17 protein-coding genes are annotated in these 22,388 nt (G+C 36.7%); all 17 read right to left on the bottom strand.

All coding sequences use genetic code 11. From position 1 onward, the window contains the following. Nucleotides 1–129: 129 nt before the first annotated feature. On the bottom strand, nt 130–1,491 hold the full coding sequence (locus tag MW695_RS07625) for an ABC transporter substrate-binding protein (RefSeq protein ID WP_247104612.1): 1,362 nt from the start codon (nt 1,489–1,491) through the stop codon (nt 130–132). A gap of 364 nt (nt 1,492–1,855) precedes the next feature. Then, on the bottom strand, nt 1,856–3,241 hold the full coding sequence (locus MW695_RS07620) for an MATE family efflux transporter (RefSeq protein ID WP_247104611.1): 1,386 nt from the start codon (nt 3,239–3,241) through the stop codon (nt 1,856–1,858). A 307-nt stretch (nt 3,242–3,548) separates the two neighbouring features. Continuing rightward, nucleotides 3,549–4,568, bottom strand: coding sequence for a LacI family DNA-binding transcriptional regulator (locus MW695_RS07615; protein ID WP_247104609.1), 1,020 nt, complete (start codon nt 4,566–4,568; stop codon nt 3,549–3,551). 201 nt (nt 4,569–4,769) lie between these two features. Beyond that, complete coding sequence (locus MW695_RS07610; RefSeq protein ID WP_247104607.1) at nt 4,770–5,738, bottom strand: glycoside hydrolase family 113; 969 nt, start codon at nt 5,736–5,738, stop codon at nt 4,770–4,772. Between the two features lie 23 nt (nt 5,739–5,761). Continuing rightward, entirely contained in the window at nt 5,762–7,948 is a 2,187-nt protein-coding gene (locus MW695_RS07605; RefSeq protein ID WP_247104605.1) for an alpha-galactosidase, read from the bottom strand. Nucleotides 7,949–8,091: 143 nt separating this feature from the next. Beyond that, a complete protein-coding gene (locus MW695_RS07600; protein ID WP_373648095.1) occupies nt 8,092–8,925 on the bottom strand; it encodes a carbohydrate ABC transporter permease in 834 nt (277 codons plus the stop codon). Next, nucleotides 8,925–9,851, bottom strand: coding sequence for a carbohydrate ABC transporter permease (locus tag MW695_RS07595; protein WP_247104603.1), 927 nt, complete (start codon nt 9,849–9,851; stop codon nt 8,925–8,927). Before MW695_RS07595 ends, MW695_RS07600 begins: the two co-directional genes overlap by 1 nt. 363 nt (nt 9,852–10,214) lie before the next feature. Next, a complete protein-coding gene (locus MW695_RS07590; RefSeq protein ID WP_247104602.1) occupies nt 10,215–10,802 on the bottom strand; it encodes a DUF624 domain-containing protein in 588 nt (195 codons plus the stop codon). A gap of 62 nt (nt 10,803–10,864) precedes the next feature. Further along, a complete protein-coding gene (locus MW695_RS07585) occupies nt 10,865–12,652 on the bottom strand; it encodes an ABC transporter ATP-binding protein (protein ID WP_247104601.1) in 1,788 nt (595 codons plus the stop codon). A gap of 80 nt (nt 12,653–12,732) precedes the next feature. Then, nucleotides 12,733–13,695, bottom strand: coding sequence for an alpha/beta fold hydrolase (locus tag MW695_RS07580; protein ID WP_247104600.1), 963 nt, complete (start codon nt 13,693–13,695; stop codon nt 12,733–12,735). A 4-nt stretch (nt 13,696–13,699) separates the two neighbouring features. Then, a complete protein-coding gene (manA, locus tag MW695_RS07575; protein WP_247104599.1) occupies nt 13,700–14,674 on the bottom strand; it encodes a mannose-6-phosphate isomerase, class I in 975 nt (324 codons plus the stop codon). A gap of 38 nt (nt 14,675–14,712) precedes the next feature. Further along, complete coding sequence (locus MW695_RS07570) at nt 14,713–15,672, bottom strand: ROK family protein (RefSeq protein WP_247104598.1); 960 nt, start codon at nt 15,670–15,672, stop codon at nt 14,713–14,715. Nucleotides 15,673–15,854: 182 nt separating this feature from the next. After that, nucleotides 15,855–16,787 (bottom strand): glycoside hydrolase family 113, encoded by a 933-nt coding sequence (locus MW695_RS07565; protein WP_247104596.1) that lies wholly within the window; start codon nt 16,785–16,787, stop codon nt 15,855–15,857. Nucleotides 16,788–16,811: 24 nt separating this feature from the next. Further along, a complete protein-coding gene (locus tag MW695_RS07560; RefSeq protein WP_247104593.1) occupies nt 16,812–18,014 on the bottom strand; it encodes an AGE family epimerase/isomerase in 1,203 nt (400 codons plus the stop codon). Nucleotides 18,015–18,540: 526 nt separating this feature from the next. Continuing rightward, entirely contained in the window at nt 18,541–19,539 is a 999-nt protein-coding gene (locus tag MW695_RS07555) for a substrate-binding domain-containing protein (protein WP_247104591.1), read from the bottom strand. Between the two features lie 151 nt (nt 19,540–19,690). Continuing rightward, nucleotides 19,691–20,872 (bottom strand): glycoside hydrolase family 130 protein, encoded by a 1,182-nt coding sequence (locus MW695_RS07550; protein WP_247104788.1) that lies wholly within the window; start codon nt 20,870–20,872, stop codon nt 19,691–19,693. A gap of 187 nt (nt 20,873–21,059) precedes the next feature. Continuing rightward, nucleotides 21,060–22,298 (bottom strand): EAL and HDOD domain-containing protein, encoded by a 1,239-nt coding sequence (locus MW695_RS07545; RefSeq protein ID WP_247104589.1) that lies wholly within the window; start codon nt 22,296–22,298, stop codon nt 21,060–21,062. Nucleotides 22,299–22,388: the final 90 nt, after the last annotated feature.

Here is a 22,388-nt window from a genome sequence, read left to right as displayed (position 1 = left end):
AATTTAACTATAACTGACGACCGATAGACCGTCAATAACAGAACTTACTTAATGAAACTTTATACCTAATTAATACTCAAAAAAAAGGTAAGAGCATTATCGCTCTTACCTTTTAACGATATCGTTTTATTATTGATTCACAACTTGCTCACGCGCTGGAGCCCATTTACTATTTAAATCATCCATAATGTCATCAAATGACTCATTACGGTTACCAATCGCAGCTTCAATAATACGTTGCTTGAAGTTTGCTTGCCAGAATCCTACTTCTGAAATGTTATCAATGTCATCTAGCCAGCCTTCTTCACCTTCTCTATGAGTTGCATCTGAAATAAACTCTACACCTAGTTCCTCAAATGCAGCAAGTGTATCTGGGAAATCTTCACCTACAATAGGTGAAATTCCACCTTGATCAAATGCATAACCTGACTCATGGGTAAACCAATCAATCCAAGCTCTAGCAGCCTCTTTATGATCAGAATTCACATTAATTGCAAGATTAAAGTCTCCACCTACTACTGAATAAACAGTTCCATCATCTTGAGTATAAGGGAATGGCATATATCCGATTACATCTGAATCATATCCTGAAGCCTCTGCCGTTTCTTGCATTTGCACGATCGCCCAAGAACCTAAAACCATCGCACCAATCTCACCATCAGCTAACATTTGTTTTGAAAGCTCCCAATCAGTCGTCAACGGATCAGATTCAATTAATCCTTGATTCGCAGCATCATACATAACTTTGTAAAGAGTATAATGTGGCTCTCCTTCAGAGAATGGAGCTTCTGTATCGATTAAGTCGTTAATAAACTGTTCATCACCAGCAATTGAAAGTCGGTTTGGCTCCCACTGATCTAGAGGCCAAGCATCGCCATAATTCGTGTATAAAGGAATGGCATCCGTGTTGTCCTTAATAGCTTGCAATGCTTCGATAAACTCATCTGGAGTTGCTGGAATATCAGTAATTCCCGCTTCTTCAAAAACTTCAGTATTATAAACAATTCCATTTGCATTTACGACAATCGGAATACCGTAAGACAAACCTTCATAAGCAAAATCATCAGCAAACAAATATTCCTCAAGTTGTTCATCTACTGTTCCAAGCGGTTCAAAGAAATGTGGTAAATCTCCAGGAACAACACTATCTGGAATCAGCAATACATCACCATAGTCTTGTGTATTCATACGAATTTGTACTTGACCTTGATAATCTGTTATTGCTTCAAAGCTTAAGTTAATATTCGGATAAACTTCGTTGAAACGTTCTCTGTAATCTTGCTCAAATACTGTATCATTGATATCAGTACGTTGATGAAGAATAGTAATATCTCCTTCAATATCTTCAGGAGCTGTCGCTTCACCTGAATCGGCCTCTTCCGTACCATTTTCATCTGTTGTACCTTCATCATCGGTGTCACCACCACCACAAGCTACTATGAACATTGCCATTGCAGCCAAAGCAAGTGCTAACCAAAATTTCTTTGTCATTCTATTTACCCCCTGTGTCACACAAATTAGTTTATCGTTGAATCAAAAATTACGTTACAAGATTCAACAATTTCATTTTATAGTGGCAACGCTTTCAAGTCAAGCGGTTTTTAAAACTTTTTTTAACCTATATAAACCCTTTTATATCAATGGTTATACTATCACTCTCTTTTATAATTAAGTAAACGGTAAATTTCAGTTAATTCAGTTTATATACTTTTTTAAGTAAAAAGACTGGAACATACCAAAGTGTTCAACTGAAACTACGAATATCGCGCGAACGTAGCGGATTATTTACATTGCTGTGCAGTTGTTCGTACTCCCATTTAATACACGTATGTCACAGCCCCTTTACCTAAATCATTTAACTTACATTACATTTACTCTCTTCTTCGACGACAACGTTCATCCATTTTCGTGACAATGTACGTTTCAATCCAAATAAGATTCTAACAACTTCTTGTATATTGGCTAGACCAAATACAACATAAATCGGAAAACCCGCATATGCGCCTATAAGAGCCAAAGGTAAACCTACTAACCATACACCTATTAAGTCTAAATACATCACAAACTTTGTATCTCCGCCCGCTCGTAATATACCTATATTATTTACTTGGTTCAGCATTTTGAAAGGTAAAATAACTGCATATACATACAAGATCGAGATCGCGTATTCGGATACAACCGAACTAACATTATAAAAGCTAACAAAAAGAGGAGCGACTAACAAAACACCAGCAGATGCCACGATCGACAGCCCAAATGTGATCAAAAGAAATTTTTTCCCATATTGGTAAGTTTCCTTAAACCGTTCACTACCGATGCCATTACCTATCATTACAGATGCAGCATCTCCTAAACCGATAAATACAGCCATAAACAAAAAGATTAATGGATCAATCAAGGTCGCTGCAGCTAATTCATTCGTACCCATACGAGCAAATACCCAAAAATAACTAGTTTCACCTAATGTCCAAAAGATATGATTTAAGATCGATGGAACTGAAATAACAAAATAACTTTTTACTAAACCACTCTCGAACACCTCTTTCATATCGATAAGTCGAAAGGCTGAAAATAAATTAAACTGTCTAATGAGCAATACCATTAATACGCAATGAATCGTACGAGCAATAACTGTTGCAATAGCAGCCCCCTCTATTCCCATTTCAGGAAATCCGCCATTACCAAAAATGAATAAATAGTTCAACAGTGTATTAAGTAAAATGGCAAAGACACTAAAATACATCGGAAGCTTCACTTCCCCCATTGACCTTAATATAACCGTTAGAATAATTGTTATTCCCGTGAAAAAGTAACTAATTGCTATAATTTTTATATACGAAGAACCTAAACCAACTACAGCTTGATCTGGAGAGAATAAATAAATTAATTGATTAGCAAATCCAACAACAAAGAAAGTAGCGACTATTGTAAATCCAGAAATAATCGTTGTCGTAATAATCAATATTTTACTTATACCAACTTTATCCTTTCTCCCCCAATATTGAGCAGCAAAGATCCCCGCTCCACTTGCAAAGCCTTGTGTAATAAGAATTAAAATGATCGTGATTTTATTTGCTACTCCAACAGACGCAATACTAACTTCTCCAAGCTGACCAACCATCAAGGAATCTACCATACTTAAAAATGACGTCAGTAAAAACTGAATCGTAATGGGAACACTTAATGCCATCATTCGTTTATAAAAAGCTTTATCTTTTTTATCTTTTTCTAAAGTTTTCAACTTACCTCTCCACCTTTTGTTATTTTTGTTATTCATTTTGTTAGTTCTAACCTAATTAATATAGCAATGTATTCAATTAATCGCAAATATGAAAACTCATCGTTAAGCTTCTTATTCGATAACAACTATAGACAGCACTAATTCCTAACTCCGCCTCTTCCTTAATTTGTTCTTCACTCCACTCTCGTTTCTAAGCTCACAAAAAGATACGAGGATGAATTGTTACTACGACTCATCCTCGTATCTGAAAAATGTTTTACTCTATAAATTTGCTTTTAAACGTGCCAATGCTCCATCTAAATAGAACTCAATTCTTTAGAGTAGCTACAGAATCTCGCATGACAATTTCAGCTTTGATCAGCAATTTCTCAGGAGGAAACTGCCTATGTTCCATTCGCCAAATTAGCTTATATACAGCTCTTTGACCAATCGATTCTTTCAATACTTGCACAGTCGATAGGCTTGGCTTAATTAATGCACTTGAATCAATATTATCAAACCCAGTTACAGAACAATCAGCAGGAACACTGTAGCCTACTTGCTTAAGACTAATGATCACTTTTTGAGCTAAATCATCATTAGCACAAAGAAAAGCTGTCGGTATTTTGTCACGCTCCATTACCCATCGTTGAAATGATAATTGAAATTCACTCGAATAAGGAATGGAAAGCGGTTGTTTTATTATTTCATCTTGAAGACCATTTTCTTCAATCGCCATTCGATAACCTAACCAACGTTCATAGAAGCTTTTTGAATAAGACGTATCCCCAACAAATGAAATTGAACGGTGGCCAATTGCAATGAGATGATTAGTCAACTTATATAACCCATCCATGTTATCAGCATAAATAGAATCAGCAGAAACTAAGCTGTTCTCATGATTAATTAGAACGATAGGTACCGCTAACTGATTTAACTCCAATAATACTTCAGACGATACGTGCCCAACTCCAATAATCCCTTTCAAGCTGGTCGTATTAACCAATTGTCTAACTTGCTGGTCCTCACTTACGATCATCATCCCTAATTTCATTTCATTAACTGCTTCATAAATACCATCAATAATCTTTCCCCAATAAAGAGAATCATGATGGCTTTGGTGTTCAATTACGACTATAATAAACGACGAATTATTAGCATCGGCTTCCTCTGACTTATTGGATCTCACTAGATCAGAATGATAACCCAGTTGCTTTGCAATAAATAATATTTTCTCTCTCGTTTGATCACTTACTCCCGGTTTTCCATTTAACGTTTTTGAAACCACATACTTAGAAACACCAGCTACATCAGCAATTTGTTGCATAGTTACTTTTTTCCTCGCCAAAGCCTTCACCTCAAGAGTGATTTAACACAAAGTGTTATTTTTGTTAGTATAGTTATTATCATAACATATTCATATTATATTGAAACATGTTTTTAACCATACTAATATATGGAAATATACACTCCTTTTTAAACACTACGAAAAGAAGAGGAAGCTGTTTTCTCAACCAACTCCCTCTCGGATTTTTATACTAGTTTCTAATCACCTGGTGTCTTTGCTATACCATTGCTTTAAAACCGTTTCCGCTTTCTTCCCATAAATATCAAAATCAACATCTTCCTTCGCTTTCTCTAAAGGGTATAGCTTTGTTTTCCAATCCCACCAGAAGAAACCGGCAAACCACGGAACATCCCAAAAAACCTTTAATACTGAACTATAAAATCTCGCCTGCTCCTCTTCATCAAAAGGCAACTCAGTATGTTCAAAATCCCAAGGCATTGTTGCACAACCTCTTGCACTCCGACACCCAATCTCCACAAAAACAATTGGCTTATTAAATTTCTCATGTAGCTTTTGAAGTTTATCCCTTACCGTCTCCCAGTTTTTCATCATATTTTCTTCCGAATCACCTGGTACATTTGCAACTGGATAATACGCACTCGTGCCAATTAGATCGACTTGATCAAACCAGTCAACCCCTTCTTCCTTACCATGGTTAGCATTATAAATTAAAGGTCCATTATACACAGCTTTAACTTCTTTAATGACCTGATACCATTCGTCTGTTCTTGATTCTGTATCAATCATCTCACAACCAATACAGAACATTTCACACTCTAGCTCCTCAGCAAGCTCCGCATAATGAAGCAGAAAGTTCGTATAAGAGACAAACCACTTCTCCCAATACGCATCTGCATCTTTCGGAAATCCAATTCGCGCACGCCATAAACCATCCCTAGAATTTACGACCGGCTTCAAACAAACCTTTAATCCAAGCTCTTTCGCTTGTCTAACTGCAAATTCAATATCACGATCTGTCATTGTAAAGCCATAATCAAATATAATATCAGTTGAAGAGAACGTTTCTTGATAAGTAAAAAACGATAGAGCGATCCACTCACTCCCAGTCTCCTTTAGCTTTTTCATTGATTCAACCGCTTCTGCTGTACGATATGCACCTCTTGTTGTATTCCAGCCGTAGGTCATACCTTTAATAAAAAGTTCCTTCATAACATTATCCCTCTATTCTTTTGTTAATACTTAGCTTGCAATGTCCACATGATACTTTGAAAATCACCATGCAGTTCCGGAATATTTACACCAGCGTACATTAATTCTTGACCCGTAAACTCCTGATCTAACTCAACAATTTTATATACATTATTTGGATCAAGTCCTCTTAGCTTCACTTTCGTAAAAGGAGCATTCGCTTCTGCCAATGTACTGAAATAAGCAAGAACCGCTTCCGTTTGATCGTCAGAAACGAACATCCATGATGTATGTGATTGTACAAATGGGCTTTTCAATCGATAAAAATCCCCAAATTGGATAATCGGTCTAACTCCCTTGTACCAATTAACTTGCTCCTTGATTTCCATCTTTTCTTCTTCACTTAATGTCGATACATCTAATTCATAACCAAAATTACCAGACATCGCGACATGACCACGAATATCTAATGAAGTCATACGATTCACTTGATGATTCGGAACAGCTGAAACATGGGATCCCATCGCGCTAATAGGATAAATCAGACTTGTTCCATATTGGATTTTCAAACGCGATATCGCGTCCGTATTATCACTTGTCCACGTTTGAGGCATATAATATAGGATTCCTGGATCAAATCGCCCACCACCACCTGAGCAACTTTCAAACAACACATCCGGAAATGCATTCGTGATCTGATCCATAACATAATACACACCAAGAATATAACGATGTGCCGTTTCTCTTTGTCGCTCTGCAGGAAGTGAAATTGAACCGACCTCCGTCATATGCCTGTTCATATCCCATTTCACATAACTAATAGGAGCACTCGCTAAAATATCTGATACTCTCTTTATTACCTCATCACACACTTCTTTCCTAGTTAGGTCGAGTATTAATTGATTACGCCCTTCCGAACGTGAACGATCAGGAACATGAATACACCAATCAGGATGTGCACGATACAGATCACTATCTACAGAAATCATCTCTGGCTCAAACCACAAACCAAATTGCATATCATTCCCTACAATCTGATTAGCTAAATGCTCAATACCATTTGGTAGTTTATCACGATCAACAAACCAATCTCCTAATGACCCTTTATCACTATTCCGTTTCCCAAACCAACCGTCGTCTAGAACAAACAATTCAATACCTAATTGTTTACTTGCATTTGCAATATCAACTATTTTCTCTTCATTGAAGTCAAAATAGGTCGCTTCCCAGTTATTAATGAGAATTGGACGTAGTTGATTACGGTACTTCCCACGACATAATCGATCTCTATACAAATGATGAAACGTCTTAGACATCCCACCTAAACCTTGATCTGAATAGACCATGACAGCTTCAGGAGTTTGAAACGTTTGTCCTGGATCTAACACCCATGAAAAATCAAATGGATTAATTCCCATCGTCACACGCGAGTATTGAAACTGATCCACTTCAACAGAAGCTTGAAAATTCCCACTATAAACCAAGTTAAAACCAAATACCTCCCCGAATTCCTCGGTTGTTTCAGGTCGGACAAGCGCTAAAAATGGATTAAATTGATGGCTACTTGCTCCACGCCGACTTTCAATCATTTGTATACCAGATCGTAATTTTTCTCTTTCCATATAACGCTCTCTAGACCACGCTCCAGGCAACGTGATTAGCTCAAAATCAGATTCACGGAAATCTACATTAACACTTGCTGCTTTTAAGAGCTTGAGCTTTTTGCTGCCATTATTCACAAACCGAACTGAACGTGTCATGACATCAAACGTTGTGAACACCGTATAACTCACAATAATTTCTGCATCTATCACTTCGTCGATTAAAGTCAGCTCTAACGTCTGGGCTTCGCTGTCTGACTCTACATAAGTTGCAGGCAAACCGTCAAGTTCATCTTTTCCCTTCACTATGCGATGTGACTTATATTGAAAATTAGTCACCGTTGTGCCGTTTTCTAATTGAATTTGATAGGCAGGTATGTGAAAATCAGTATTCCCAAATGCCGGATATTCTTGAGGCATCGTATCTAATGAAAATAATGGTTCAGTAAGGTCCGGATTAGGTGAAAACGATCGATCTTTAAAGCGTAGCTTCGTCCCATGATTGTAGGAGTCGATTTTTTTGCCCCAATACAAGTGAGCCAAATATCCGTTATACACTTGGATAATGTAGCTCGTCCTTTCCGATTGTAAGTGAAATGTCTTTGTTTGCCCATCATATGTAATTCCCATTTATAATCCCCCTTATTTCAATTTTTTCAATTAACCTAACATCTCAATCATCTTGTTCATTCGCTTCATCCTTCAAAAAAAGGAGCTTCAAAAGAAAACTGTCGTCATCCTTTGCGCCCCCTAATATAGTAAAACGAACCGTTTTATTTAACCGAACCTTCTGAAAATCCGTTATAAATATAACGCTGCAATGCAAGGAATATAATCAATGTCGGAATCACAACAATGATGACACCCGCACATATAATTTCCCACTGCGCTCCATAAGGCCCTTGGAATTTAAACAAGGCCGTAGATATAACTTGTAATTCTGCTTTCGGCATATATAAGTACGGTATATAGAAATCGTTATAGACCGCTACACCTTTTATAATGAAGATTGTTGCAATAGCTGGTTTTAGCTGTGGTACAATGATCTTCCTAAAAATGGTGAAATATGAAGCTCCATCTAGCATCGCTGACTCATCCAATGAAACAGATACACGATCAAGGAATTGCAAGAAAACAAAAACTGCAATAATGTCTGTACTCATGAATAAAATAATCGCTGACCATCTCGTATTAAATAGCCCTAATTCACTAATAATTTGAAACGTTGCTACTTGAGTCGTTACCGCCGGAATTAATGTCGCTAATAGGAATAACCCTAACATAAGCTTACTACCTCTAAATTGAAAGCGACTTAATATATATGAAATCATTAATCCGAGAAGGATGGCACTTGATACAGCAAGCACAAAAATAATGAACGTATTGAAAAAACCAAGTAACATTCTCCCTTCAGTGAAGGCTCTAGTATAATTTTCAAAGTTCAACCAGCTTTGTGGTGGGATTAGCGCACCTGTCGAAACATATTCTTCTCTACTTTTAAAGGATGCAAACAACACAACTAAAATCGGTATAATTGTAGCAGCAACCCCTAATATTAATGAAACATATTTAACAACTGAAAAAAACCTTGCACTTAAACTCATCATTAAGCCTCCTTATCCTTAAAGAGAAATTTCTGAAGTATCGTAACAAAAATTACGATAACTAGGAGAACAACCGCCATGGCAGAAGCTAGTCCAACTCGACTAAACTTAAAGGCCGTATCTACTGTTTGAATAACAAATGTGCTACTTCCGTTAGCTCCACCTGTCATGATGAACGGAATTTCAAATACACTAATCGCACCACTGACAGCTAATATAAGATTCAATTCAACAACTCGGCGAATACTAGGTAAAATAATGTATACAAATTGATGCCATCTATTCGCACCATCAATTTCAGCAGCCTCATAGATTTCACTTGAAATGGATTGAATCGCCCCTAGAAATATAATGAAATTAAAACCCATGTACCTCCAGACAGACGTTCCCGCTAAAGAAATATTAATTAAATCAGGGTTCCCTAACCACAATTGAGCATACTCACCAAGACCTAAAACAGCCAATAAGCTATCTAATGTTCCACCCTCACGATAAAAGAACAAGAAAATAAAGCCAATAGCAACACCATTTAATAAGTAAGGAAAGAAAATAGCCCCTTTGAAAAAGTTTTTCAACCTTACTTCAAAACTGAGTAGTGTAGCAAAATAAAGCGCTAAGCCCATTTGCACAAAAGTAGCCGCAAAGTAATACAAACTAACAACAAACACCGAGAAATATTCAGGTCTTGTAAAAATCGTGACATAGTTACCGAACCCAACAAAATCCATAGTTGGACTCATTCCATTCCAATTATGAAAGCTGTACACAATCATATTAAACAACGGTAAGTACGAAAACGTTATTAGCAACCCTACTGGTATAAGAGAAAAAGCAATAATAATAATAATTCGTTGTGTGCGATAATTAAAATTAGCTAGTCCTAAACCACCCTTTTTTTTATCGCTTACACTTTCAGACACATTTGCCATCAGTAAACCCCCTTAAGAACTTTCAGCTTTACGCTTTATAGTAACCTTCCCTTTTCGGTTCATACACAATAAGTTAAATAAGACCTATGACTATTCAAAATGTTACTTTCTTACATACGCTCTCTCCTCGAAATATTAGTTCATCGATCACTTAACGGCATGAAATCAAACGTATAATAACGCTTTCTTACAAATCAAATGACGACACTATCGTACGTTTCGCCCTAAAATTTTACTGTTTTCTCCATTTATAATCAGCATTAATACGGTAATGTTTTTTAATTAAGTAATCGTTAAAGTATTATCTAAACCCTATCTTATTATGAGAACGTTTACGTGTCAACCATGAATATATAAGTTAAATTATTTGTTTAAATTCGTCATTAATGCTCGAACCATGATGCCGTACAAAGCCGGTGCACTTACAGCAAACAATAAAAGATTTAGCGTTCCCATATAATACAAAAAAAACATACCTACAAGTAAGAAAACAGATCTCAGAAGATTCTTTATAGCTAAGACAAAACTAATTCCGACAGTTTGATGAAGGAAAAGTACTTTCCCTTCTGTAATAAGATAGGACGTATACGTAAAAAGCAATAAAAATAGTGCTAATAAATATAACATGACGATTAATCCTATTAATGAGTATTCCGTAGTTGATTCGTTTAATAAAAACGTAGTCATATACAGCAACGCAAACACTAATGCAAATAAAAACGAACCCCATTTATAAGTAGAATACATCCGATAATAACTCGTATACATCTGAGCAATTGACACATCCTCTTCGTCCATTCTCCCACGCTTCACATCAGCTATCACGGCAAACAACCCCGCTGTCGCCGGAATTAATCCATACACAACAAATCCTCTTAAAACAAATAGCCAAAAAAGAAGACTTGCTTGAATATAATAATATACCCTTGTTATAAAAGTCATGTCCATCATGATTAAACACCTACTTATATAGAGCTGATACAATAATCGTCAAATGTATCAGCTCTATTTATTTAATGTTGCATTTTTTTCAACTGATAAAACTCACCTTGTTTTTCCATTAATTCATCAAACGTTCCTACTTCCACACATTTCCCTTCTTTCATGACAACAATTCGGTCGGCATCCCTTATCGTAGATAGCCGATGTGCCACAATAAATGTCGTACGTCCTTTAATTAGCTCACGAATCGCCTCTTGCACGTGAAATTCAGACTTATTATCCAATGCAGAAGTCGCTTCATCTAATAGGATCACTTCAGGGTTTCGAACTAGAGCACGAGCAATGGCAATACGTTGGCGTTGCCCCCCTGAAAGCTTACCACCATGCTCGCCAATTAACGTATTCAATCCGTCTGGCATTTCCGCAATAACATCGTGAAGGTTAGCCATTTGTACAACCTGCTGAAGTTGCCCCTCAGATACATTATCTAATCCATATGTTATATTGTCTCTGATTGATCCGGAAAATAGTACCGTATTTTGAGGAACAACCGCAATTCTTTGCCTGTATGCCTGCATGTTTAGGTCATCGAAAGAGACATCATCGATTAAAATCCTCCCTTCCGTTGGGCGATAAAAACCAACTACCATGCTTAGAACTGTTGATTTGCCTGCACCTGATTCCCCGACAAAGGCTATACATTCTCCAGGCTTCACAGTTAAATTAAAACGATTAAGAACATGCTTCTTCGTATCTTTATAATGAAAGCTCACATCTTCAAATGTAAACTGCCCTTTTAAATGTCCCAGTCGCTTCTCACCTTGATATTCAACCATTTCTTTTGAAAATAACACTTCTGAGACCGAAATAATCGATTCATAGCCTTTTGCTAATTGAGGGTACACATTTATAATCTGATTCACTGACATGAGTATCGTTGTAAAATAAGCTTGATACAGAGCAATATCGCCGATTGGCATTTGTCCACTATACACGAGGTATGCTGTAAAAATTAAGCAAATCATTTGAAACACTTGAAAAACGACCCAACCTGATGCGCCAAAGAACGCTTCAGCAATATCTAATTTATACCCCTTTCCCTTTAGGTCCTTTAGCGTAGAATCCGTTTTTTTAATTTCTAAATCTTCAAGTCCATGAGCTCTTGTAACAGGGATCATATTTACTGTTTCCGCCACTTGACCTGACATCACTTCAATTTGCGTTCTAAATTCTCGGTTACGTTGTCTCAATCTTTTCTTGAAGAGGATAACTAAACCAATCGCAAGAGGAATGACCAAAATAAAAAATAAAGCCATCGTTCCATCACGAAAAGCCGTTACTGTTATCGCTACAACCACATTTGTAACCGCAGCAGAAAAAGTAAACATCACTTGTTTAGAGAGAACCTCAATATTTTCTACATCTCGAAGTACCTTTGCTTGTAATTTCCCCGAGCGCAACTCACTATGATAGGATATCGACAAATGCTGTAATTTACGAATTAACGTACTTCTTAATCCTGCTTCAACATGTCTTGAAGCTTTGCTTAAGAAACTAACATGTAGCACTTGAGAAGGAATGTTTTGCACAATAACTAAAACGACAACAGCAAAATTGATCCACAATTCTGCTACATTTCGTTCATCTGGAGCACTAGCTATATTAATCATATTAGCTGTCACAACAGGTATGACCCACACAGGTGAATGCTTCATCAAAAAGAAAATAAAAGATAAAACAATATTTCTTACTTGCCCCTTGTATAATTGCAAAAACGTATGTAAAGCCCTCCCCTGCTTCACCTCATTCCCGCTAAATAACGGTTCATAATTAAAGGATTGATTTTTCTTCTCCCCCATAAAACCCACTCCTTAAAGAAATTCCTAAAATAACTGAAGGTGTCTCAAAAGTCCTTCTTTTAAGACACCCCATTACTATCTTATATATCTAAAATATATTGAAGAATACGATCAGGATGACCTGGCAGGTGCTCATGTCCGAAATCTGGGTACAGCTCATAACGTTTAGAAGATGTTATTTTGTTATATGTTGCAAATTGTGTCGACGGTGGACACACTGTATCCATTAACCCAACGGCCATTAATACATCTGCTTTTATACGTGGTGCTAAATGCTGAATATCGATATAGCCTAGCTTCGTAAATATCTCTTCTTCACGTTTATGCTGAGGATCAAAATGTCTAAAGTACTCTTTCAGCTCATGATAAGCATCCTTCGCTAAATCCATTTCCCACACCCGCTGATAATCACTTAAAAAAGGATAAACAGGGGCGGCTTTTTTAATTCTTGGTTCTAAGGCAGCACAAGCCAATGTTAACGCACCACCTTGTGACCATCCTGTTGCAATAACCCTTTCTTCATTCACTTCTGGTAAATCCATCACAATCCTAGCAATTTGAGCTGTATCTAAAAAGATATGACGGAAAAGTAAGTGATCTGCTCCCTCATCATCGAGTCCACGAATAATATGACCATGATGAGTATTCCCCCTCACTCCTCCGGTATCCTCTGAATATCCACCTTGCCCACGTACGTCCATCGCTATGACTGAATAACCTAATGAAGCAATGCTTAATAAACCAGCCCATTCTCCTGAGTTAACCGTATAGCCATGAAATTGAATAACTGCTGGATGAGGTTGTGAGGTATATTTCGGCTTCACATACTTACAATGTATTCTGGCCCCTTTCACACCTGTAAAATATAAATGGAAACATTCAGCAAATGGAACTTGGAATTCACTCCGAACAAAATCCACTTTAGCATCAACTGCCTCCATTTCTGCTAATGCTCTTTCCCAATACTGATCAAAATCTTTCGGCTTCGGATTTCTTCCTTTATATTCAACTAACTCTTCAAGAGACATATCAATTAATGGCATAATATTACCCCCACTTCTTTTCTTTAACTGTGGAATATGAATAGATCATTTCGGCATTTCCTATTAATTCATAACGTTCAACAGTTGCAGGAATAATAAAATGGTCACCCTTTGAAAAAGGATGAGATGTTCCATTAACAACAACCTCACCTTCACCAGCTAGAATACTAACTAATAAATAATTTTCTGTATGCTCTGTTTCATACGCGCCTGCTAACGTTCCATGAAAGACAGTAAAGTACTCCTGTGACACTAGTTTTTTCTTTACTAGACCTTGATCGCTCAACTCCGTTTGTTCTGGATATGTATCCTGATGTGGGATTGTCGTTACATCAATTGATTGACGAATATGTAGCTCACGCGCATTTCCTTTATCATCAATACGATCATAGTCATACACTCGATAAGTCGTATCTGAGCTTTGCTGCGTTTCAAGAATAAGAGTCCCTTTTCCAATGGCATGAACAGTACCACTCGGGACATAATAGAAGTCCCCTGGAGAAATGGGCACTTTCTTTAACAATTTATCCCACGCTCCTTTTTCTATCAATGTTACGAATTCCTCTTTCGTTTGAGCGTGATGACCTAAGATCAATTCTGCCCCCTCTTCACAATCAATCACATACCAGCATTCTGTTTTACCGAGCTCACCATTTTCATTTACACGTGCATAGTCATCATCGGGATGAACTTGGACAGATAAGTCTTTATTCGCATCCAAAATCTTCACTAAAAGAGGAAATTGCTCACCCTTTTCATTTCCGAATAGCTCTCGATGGTCATTCCAAGCATCAATTAGCGTCCGACCAGCTAAAGGACCATTTTGAATGGTCGAGGGACCATTCTCGTGCGCTGATATCCCCCAGCACTCACCTGTCGTCTCAGTCGGAATCGTATAGCCAAAAAGCTCCCTAAGCTTCTTTCCACCCCAAATGCGATCTTTAAATTTCGGTTCTAGAAAAATCGGTTCATTATACATTTTCATCCTCCTGTTCAATATTTGGAATCCAGACATTTCTATGACTGTGTTTCGTTATATTTCACTAATGCAGCCGCCCCAATTAAACCAACATCGTCGCCTAACTGTGCCATTTTGAATTGCAAATGATCAGCCAGAGGTTTCATCGCTTTCTCTTTGGCAAACTCAATGGCAGGATTGAATAAGTAGTCCCCTACCTTACTCACTCCTCCTCCGAAAATGATCAATTCTGGGTTATATAAGTGGATAACATTAACAAGTCCTACACCTAAAAATGTTCTCGTTTCTTCAACAATCTCTAATGCTAACTCATCGTTTCTTTTGGCTGCATCAAAAACGTCTTTAGACGTAATTGGATTCTTATCTCTTAAAACACTATTAACTGAACTCTCTCGTAATCGCTCTTTTGTTCTATTCATAATCCCTGTACCTGAGGTATATGCTTCTAGACAGCCTCGATTCCCACAGCCACATACAGGACCATCAGGGTTTAGGCTCATATGTCCAACCTCTGCTGAACTTCCATTGACTCCTAACAGCAAGTGACCATTATCTAGTATTCCTGTCCCTACTCCCGTACTTATCGTCATATACACCATATTTCTTTTCCCTTTTCCTGCCCCAAAGTAATATTCCCCCAAGGCAGCAGCATTAGCATCATTGTTAAGATAAACAGGTACATGAAAGTGTTCTTCAAGAATATTTCTTAAAGGAATATTTACCCAACCAGGTAAATTCGGAGGCGATAGAATCGTCCCTTGAAACACATCTAATGGTCCTGGAGATCCTATCCCAATTCCTAGTATCGCTTGTTTCCCTTCTATTTTAATCGTTTCATCGCTCACTCGCTCAATCAATGAGATTAATCGTTTCATAACAGCATCCGGTCCTTCTTTGGCCTGAGTTAGCGTACTTTCTCTTTTAATCAGCTCACCAAATTCAGTAAAAAGACCTGCTCGTATTTGTGTACCTCCTAAATCAACTCCAATTAAATACAATACTTCCCCCTACTTTCTACTTAATTATTTCCTTAACGCTCACTTTACTATAAGAAATGTACAACGACATTTCAAGAACCTTCGCACATCCAGAAAGTACTTACTGACTTTTAGAAATAAGGGCAGAATGAAAGAGGTCAGACCAGAAGGCCTTCTTTCTGATCTGACTTTTTTTGGTACATCTATTTAGATGAATAATAATTTCGAACGGTTTTCTCTGCTTTTTTGCCGTACATGCAATAATCATCATTCGAAGAAGCTTGATCGCGTTCATATAAATGAGCCGGCCAATCCCAAAGCATGTAACCACCGAACCATTCTTCATTATCTAACTTAGAAAACATTTCCTTATAATAGTCATCTTGGGCTTCTTCACTCACTTGCCCTTTGTTTAAATTCCAATCATTCGGAACCATCGGCGATCCGAATCGACTAGGACAGCCTGCCTCCATAAAGAAAAACGGCTTTCCCCATCGTTTAACGACTTTTTTAATACGTTGAATGTGTTCATCCCAGGAATCAACAGGATAATAGCCGCTAGATGAGATAACATCGACCGCATCCCACCATTTCACTTGGCCTTCTTGGTATTTATCACAATTATAAGTAACAACACCTGAATACACTTCACGTACTTTACGAATTAGTTCTCGCCATTCCTGCTCACGGCGATCGGTTTGTACCATTTCACAGCCAACACAGAACATTTCACAATCTGTCTCTTCAGCTATTTTGGCATAATGTAAGATGAAATTCGTATAACTTTCAAACCATTCTGACCATTTCGGTTCACAAGGGACATCAAGATCAAAGAAATTAATGTGTGCTCTCCATGTTCCGTCAGAGCAATTAACAACAGGTTTTAAGCAAACAGACAAACCTAAATCTTTTGCTTCATTAATAGCCCAATACACTTCATCATCTGTTACGACCGTACCATCTTTGTAATTAATCTCTGTCGAATGTGCTGTTTCTTGTAGCCCTTGAAACGCAATTGCAGTCCAATTCACAGCTAAACGCTCTTTCATTTTTTTCATAGAGTGCTTCGCTTCCTCCGTCGCCCATTGCCCACGGATACCAACCCAACCCCAAGTCATTCCTTTAATAAAATTCATTACGCAAACTCCCCTTTGTTATCATTAGCCTTGTTCTTTATTAATTCGTTCAATCATTTCAAAGCAGAATCTTGAATTGTGATATGGACATTTCCATGGCTCCACCTTCGGAAAATCATGATACACATGATTATTTTCATCTAACTTCCAGTACCATTCACCACTTTTATGGTCAATGACATATTTGGTTATATATTGCCATAAGCGTTCGACCGCATTATAATATGCTGGATCCTTCGTAAGATGAAATGCGTTATAAAAACCAACCATCGATTCAGCCTGCACCCACCATACACGGTCCTTATCTAAATGTCCGTTTCCCTCTAGCTCATTCATGACACTTCCATCTGAATCTATTCCGTCTTCTAACACTTTTTTCGCCATTTTTAACGATACATTTTCTACTCTTTCTAATAAGCGTTCATTTTGAAGAACCTCTGCCGCTTCATATAATAGCCAGCTTCCTTCAATATCATGACCATAAGAAATCGTATTGGACGCAGGTTGCCACTGTTCATTAAAGAACAATATAAATTGGTACGTGTCTGGATGAACAATATGGTCTAACGTCACTTCAATTAACTCGGTTAACTGCCTCTTCAAACCTTCATCCTTCCATACTCGGTATAGGTTCGTGTAAGCTTCGAGAATGTGCAAATGAGTATTCATTGATTTTGCAGAATTTAAATCCTTACCACTTAATCGTAAATCTTCATCTACACCCCACGTACGAGTAAAAGCTTCTAAATACCCTTTATTATCCTGATCATACGCATACTTCTCGATTAATTCATACAGCTCTTTTGCTATTTCCAAGCTTTCTTCATTTCCAGTTGCCATGTAATATTCAGACAATCCATAAATGGCAAAAGATTGATTATATATGTGCTTACGGTCTTCTACTGGATGTCCTTTATAATCAACCATCCAGTAAACTCCGCCCTGCTCAGGGTCTATAAATGATTCAATTAAAAATGAATATGCGTGATTAGCAACTTTTAAGTAACGTTCGTCCTTAAACATTTGGTAAGCTTTTGAATAGCTCCAAAGGATACGGGAGTTTAATATACACCCTTTTTCTGCTTCTTTATTAACCTGTTGGTCATTCGTTATATAACCATAAAACCCACCATATTCTTCATCTATCGTATGATCAATCCAGTAAGGTAAAATGTCATTCGTAAGATGCTTTTCAATTTGTTGACGTAGTTCTAATTGTGGAATCATCTCAACCTACTCCTTTTTCTTTTCATTTAGATAAACAAGCCCGCTAAGAGAACAACCATCCATAGCGGGCTGAAACACATGAAACAAATTCCTTACTTACACATTCTCTTCTAAAGGATCATTAATGTCTCCAAACAGGCCAATGGTCTCCGCTTGACTTTCCTCCTGCCAAGGCATATAAGATAACGACTCACCAATGCTCTTCACTTGACCCATTACACTAACACCTCTTCCCAAGAATAAAGTAACGACCGAATTTCACACATGTCCTAACACTCATACAAACCGATCACTTAATGACGTGAATCTTATTCATATAAAAATTAGAATTACTTACCAAATACCAATTAATGACTTTATCGTTTAAGTTGCATAACGTATGATACCTTGACACCGCTTACTTGTCAATACAATTCTCCTTTTTTATAATGGTCATTTTTCCGTTCATAATACTTAATAATTTGACCCAAACGATAAAAAAGATGTTGAAGTTTATAACCCTCAACATCTTTTTCTCTTATTTACTTTAAATTCTTTTGACGGAGTCACGGTGAATAATCGTTCCTTTTATAAGAACACGACCGGAATTTTTGTGCTCATTCTTAATCTTATCTATAATAAATTCGACAGCTACTTTTGACATTTCCTCAATATTTACTTCAACCGTTGTCAACTGAGGCTCTGTTAAAGTGGAATAAATATCATTATCAAACCCAACAACTGAGCAATCTTCTGGAACTGAATACCCCATTGTTCGTAATTTATTCATTAAATTATAACCGACTTGATCGCAGTTACATACAAAAGCTGACGGTAGTGGATTAGGTATTTCTAAATCAACATAAGCCCCTTTTTCGTCACGGTCGTTAATAATATAATCCTCACTTAAGCTTAGGTTATGTTCTAATAATGATTTATAATACCCAAGAAATCGATCCTGAATGCTGCTCGTTGAATGGATATTACCAACAAAAGCTATATCTTTATGACCTTCCTTCACTAGATAATTCGTTAATTCATATACTCCATAAAAATTATCTGTAATAATAGAATCGATATCAGAATGATCCGTATAGAAGTCTAAAAATACTTTTGGAATATTATTATCAGTTAACAAATCAATGTACTTACTACTAATTTGACCTAATATGATAAATCCATCAACCTTACTTTCATAGTACGTTCTCGGTAACTGTAAGTTCCGTTCATCCTCTGCCGAAAGAACTTGCAAGATCCCATAATAATTATATTGTTCAAGCATTGTCGTAATGTGCTGATAGAATTTCAAATAAAAATTACCACCAGAAAATCTTTCAGGAATGATAATTCCTATATTATAAGAAAGGCCTTCCTTCATCGATTTCGCTACTGCATTAAATCGATAACCCATTTCTATCGCAAGCGCTTTAATTTTTGCTTTCAGCTCGTCACTTACTCCCTCTTTATCATTTAATGCTTTTGATACCGTAACACTACTTACTCCAATACGTTCAGCTATATCTCTCATCGTTATATTACTTTTCATTACGCGCACCTCCTTACCTACTTTTACAGAAAAGGTATCGCAAAAAGTCAATTTTTGACTCTCTGTGATACCTCTTCAATACTAAATTTGCACTATCACATACTAAGAATACTAAGCGAACCAAAAGGTTGCAACTATTTTTTCCTATGACTTACTTAATACTTTTAAGTAAGTGCAGGTTTTTCTCTACTAACTCTTTACGTTGCTTAGCATTTTCGATCGAATGTAACGGATCCTCAGGTGTTTGGAACGTATAGTCTACTAGCTTTTCAATCGTTGTTGTCGCTACGTGAATCCTTGTGTCACTTGAAGCATAATAGATAAATACTTCATTTTGCTCATTTACAACTGCACCATTGCAAAAAATTACATTTGAAACATCTCCGACACGTTCTTCATCATATGGGGCAATAAAATGTCCACCAGGCTTAGCAATAATCTTCTCAGGAGCTTCTAAGCTAGTCGCAAAGGTATATAGGACATATCGTAAACCAGCAGCTGTATTTCGAACTCCATGCGCAATGTGAATCCAACCCTTATCCGTTTTGATCGGCGCAGGCCCTTGGCCATTTTTCACCTCATACACAGTGTGATACACCTTTTCATCCATGATCGTTTCTTCTGAAATAACCGGTTTTTCAATGTCGTCACATACACCAAAAGCAATTCCTCCACCTTTCCCAGTGGAGATGAAGCCATCTTGTGGTCTTGTATAAAAGGCATACTTCCCATCCACAAATTCAGGGTGTAGCACTACATTTCGTTGTTGAGGAGATGGTGTCTCAATATTTGGAAGGCGTTCCCAAGATTTCAGATCTTTCGTTCGAACAAGAGCGGCTTGAGCAACTGCACTTGACGTATCAAATTGAGATGCTTCAGGATCCTTGCTTTCGGAACAATAGATCCCATAAATCCAGCCATCTTCATGCTGTACTAATCTCATATCATATATATTCGTTTCATCTTTATAAGGGTTTTCCCAAGTAATCGGTGTATGAATAAACTGAAATTGATCAATACCGTTTTCACTCTCTGCTATAGCAAATATAGACTTACGATCAACCCCTTCTAATCGTACGACCATATAATACTTCCCGTTCAAATAAATAGCCCCAGGGTTAAAGGTAGCATTTACGCCTAAACGCTCCATAAAAAATGGATTAGATTGTTTATTAAGATCAAACCTCCAGTGTAGAGGAACATGATGTCTTGTTAAAACTGGATCTTCATAACGATCGTAAATACCGTTATAAAACTCTTTCTTCTTTTTATTTTTTTTTGCAAGGTATTCATTTTGTTTTTCTAACAACTCAAAATACTTTTCATGAATCATAGTCATTCAACCTTCCTTAAACAGTTTGTTTTATTAGTTTATCGTTAACTCTATTTCACTCATCAATAATAACTTAATTTCATTTCGTGTGTCAACTTCGCAATGAAGCGCTTTCTATAGAAAGCTCACTTTGTTTTATTGTTAACAAAAAAACTACTGCTATGTACGAACAGTAGTATAAAGAAATTTATAGAATAAACTGACTAATAATTTTTTGTACATCCTTCACAGCATGAGTATATGCATCAAATAACGTAGCTGGTGACACATTTAAAGTGAAAGCAACTTCATCTATTGTTGGCCAATCTCCCTTTTCTAATGCAATGGCCGCGTCAAGTACAGGCTTATATGTATTTTCTTCCCCTAGTAACGCCGCTTTAATGCTAGGTTCTAATGGAAGATCTTTAATGACATCTGGTAACGGCTTCATTAAAATCATATCCATTAAAGAAAACATACCAACCAAAAAATAGCTAGATTTCATCTTTTTCATTTGTGAATATGAACCAATGTACTCGCACGTTTTTGCCCTAATTAAACACATTTTAATCGCTTCATCAATAACTTGCTGGGAGCTTCGTTGTCCATTTTGAAAAGCTAATAAATATATCCATTTCTTTATCTCATCTAAACCTAAAAGCATTATAGCATGCTTAATCGATTGAATAGATGTTATTAAATGAAAAGTCGATGAGTTAATCAATTTAATTAACTTATACGAAAGTGCTACATCTCTTTCAATCATTTCCGATATACGATCGACATTAGGATCTTTTTGTGATAGCTCATACAATATCTCCACATAAATACTTGAAAACGCATCAACGTCTCTTGATCTAATAACAGCTGGTTTGCAAAAGAAGTAACCTTGAAAGAATACAAACCCATCAAATAAGCACATTTCATACTCTTCGCGAGTTTCAACTTTTTCAGCTAAAAAATCAATTTGATATGGGCGTAATTGTTGTAGCATCTTTTTCCGTTTAGCTCGATTCGTTTGTCTAATATCAATCTTAATAATATCAACTAGTTGATACATATTTTCAGATACTAGGCTTAGTTGATCGTACACAAAATCATCTAACGCTATTTTGTAGCCTTTATATCTGAGCTGTTTACAAATTTCTACTATTTCAGATGTAATTTCTACAGTCTCTAGTATTTCAATGACGATCATCTCAGGAGGAAAATAAGTTGCTACCCCTTTTTTTAATAAATTCTCAGTGAAATTAATAAAGCATGGTTTACCTTCTGAAAGCTGATCAATACCAATCGTAAAAAAGCTATTAATCAAAACATCCGTTGTCGCAACATCCCCATCAATGTTACTAAACTGGTTTTTTTCATTATTACGATAAAGAAGCTCATAAGCATAGACCTCTTCATTTTTTGTAAGTATTGGCTGACGTGCAACAAAAACTTCCATTTCATACCCCTCTTAACCTGTTAACATTGTACTATTATAATACCATTTTTTACGTAATTACTATACATATTAACTGAAAGGAATGTGAAA

The organism is Halalkalibacter sp. APA_J-10(15) (assembly GCF_023017105.1).
GTDB lineage: Bacteria > Bacillota > Bacilli > Bacillales > Bacillaceae_D > Halalkalibacter.
Note: the sequence above shows the minus strand (reverse complement) of the source record. Positions and strands in the feature narration are given on the sequence as shown.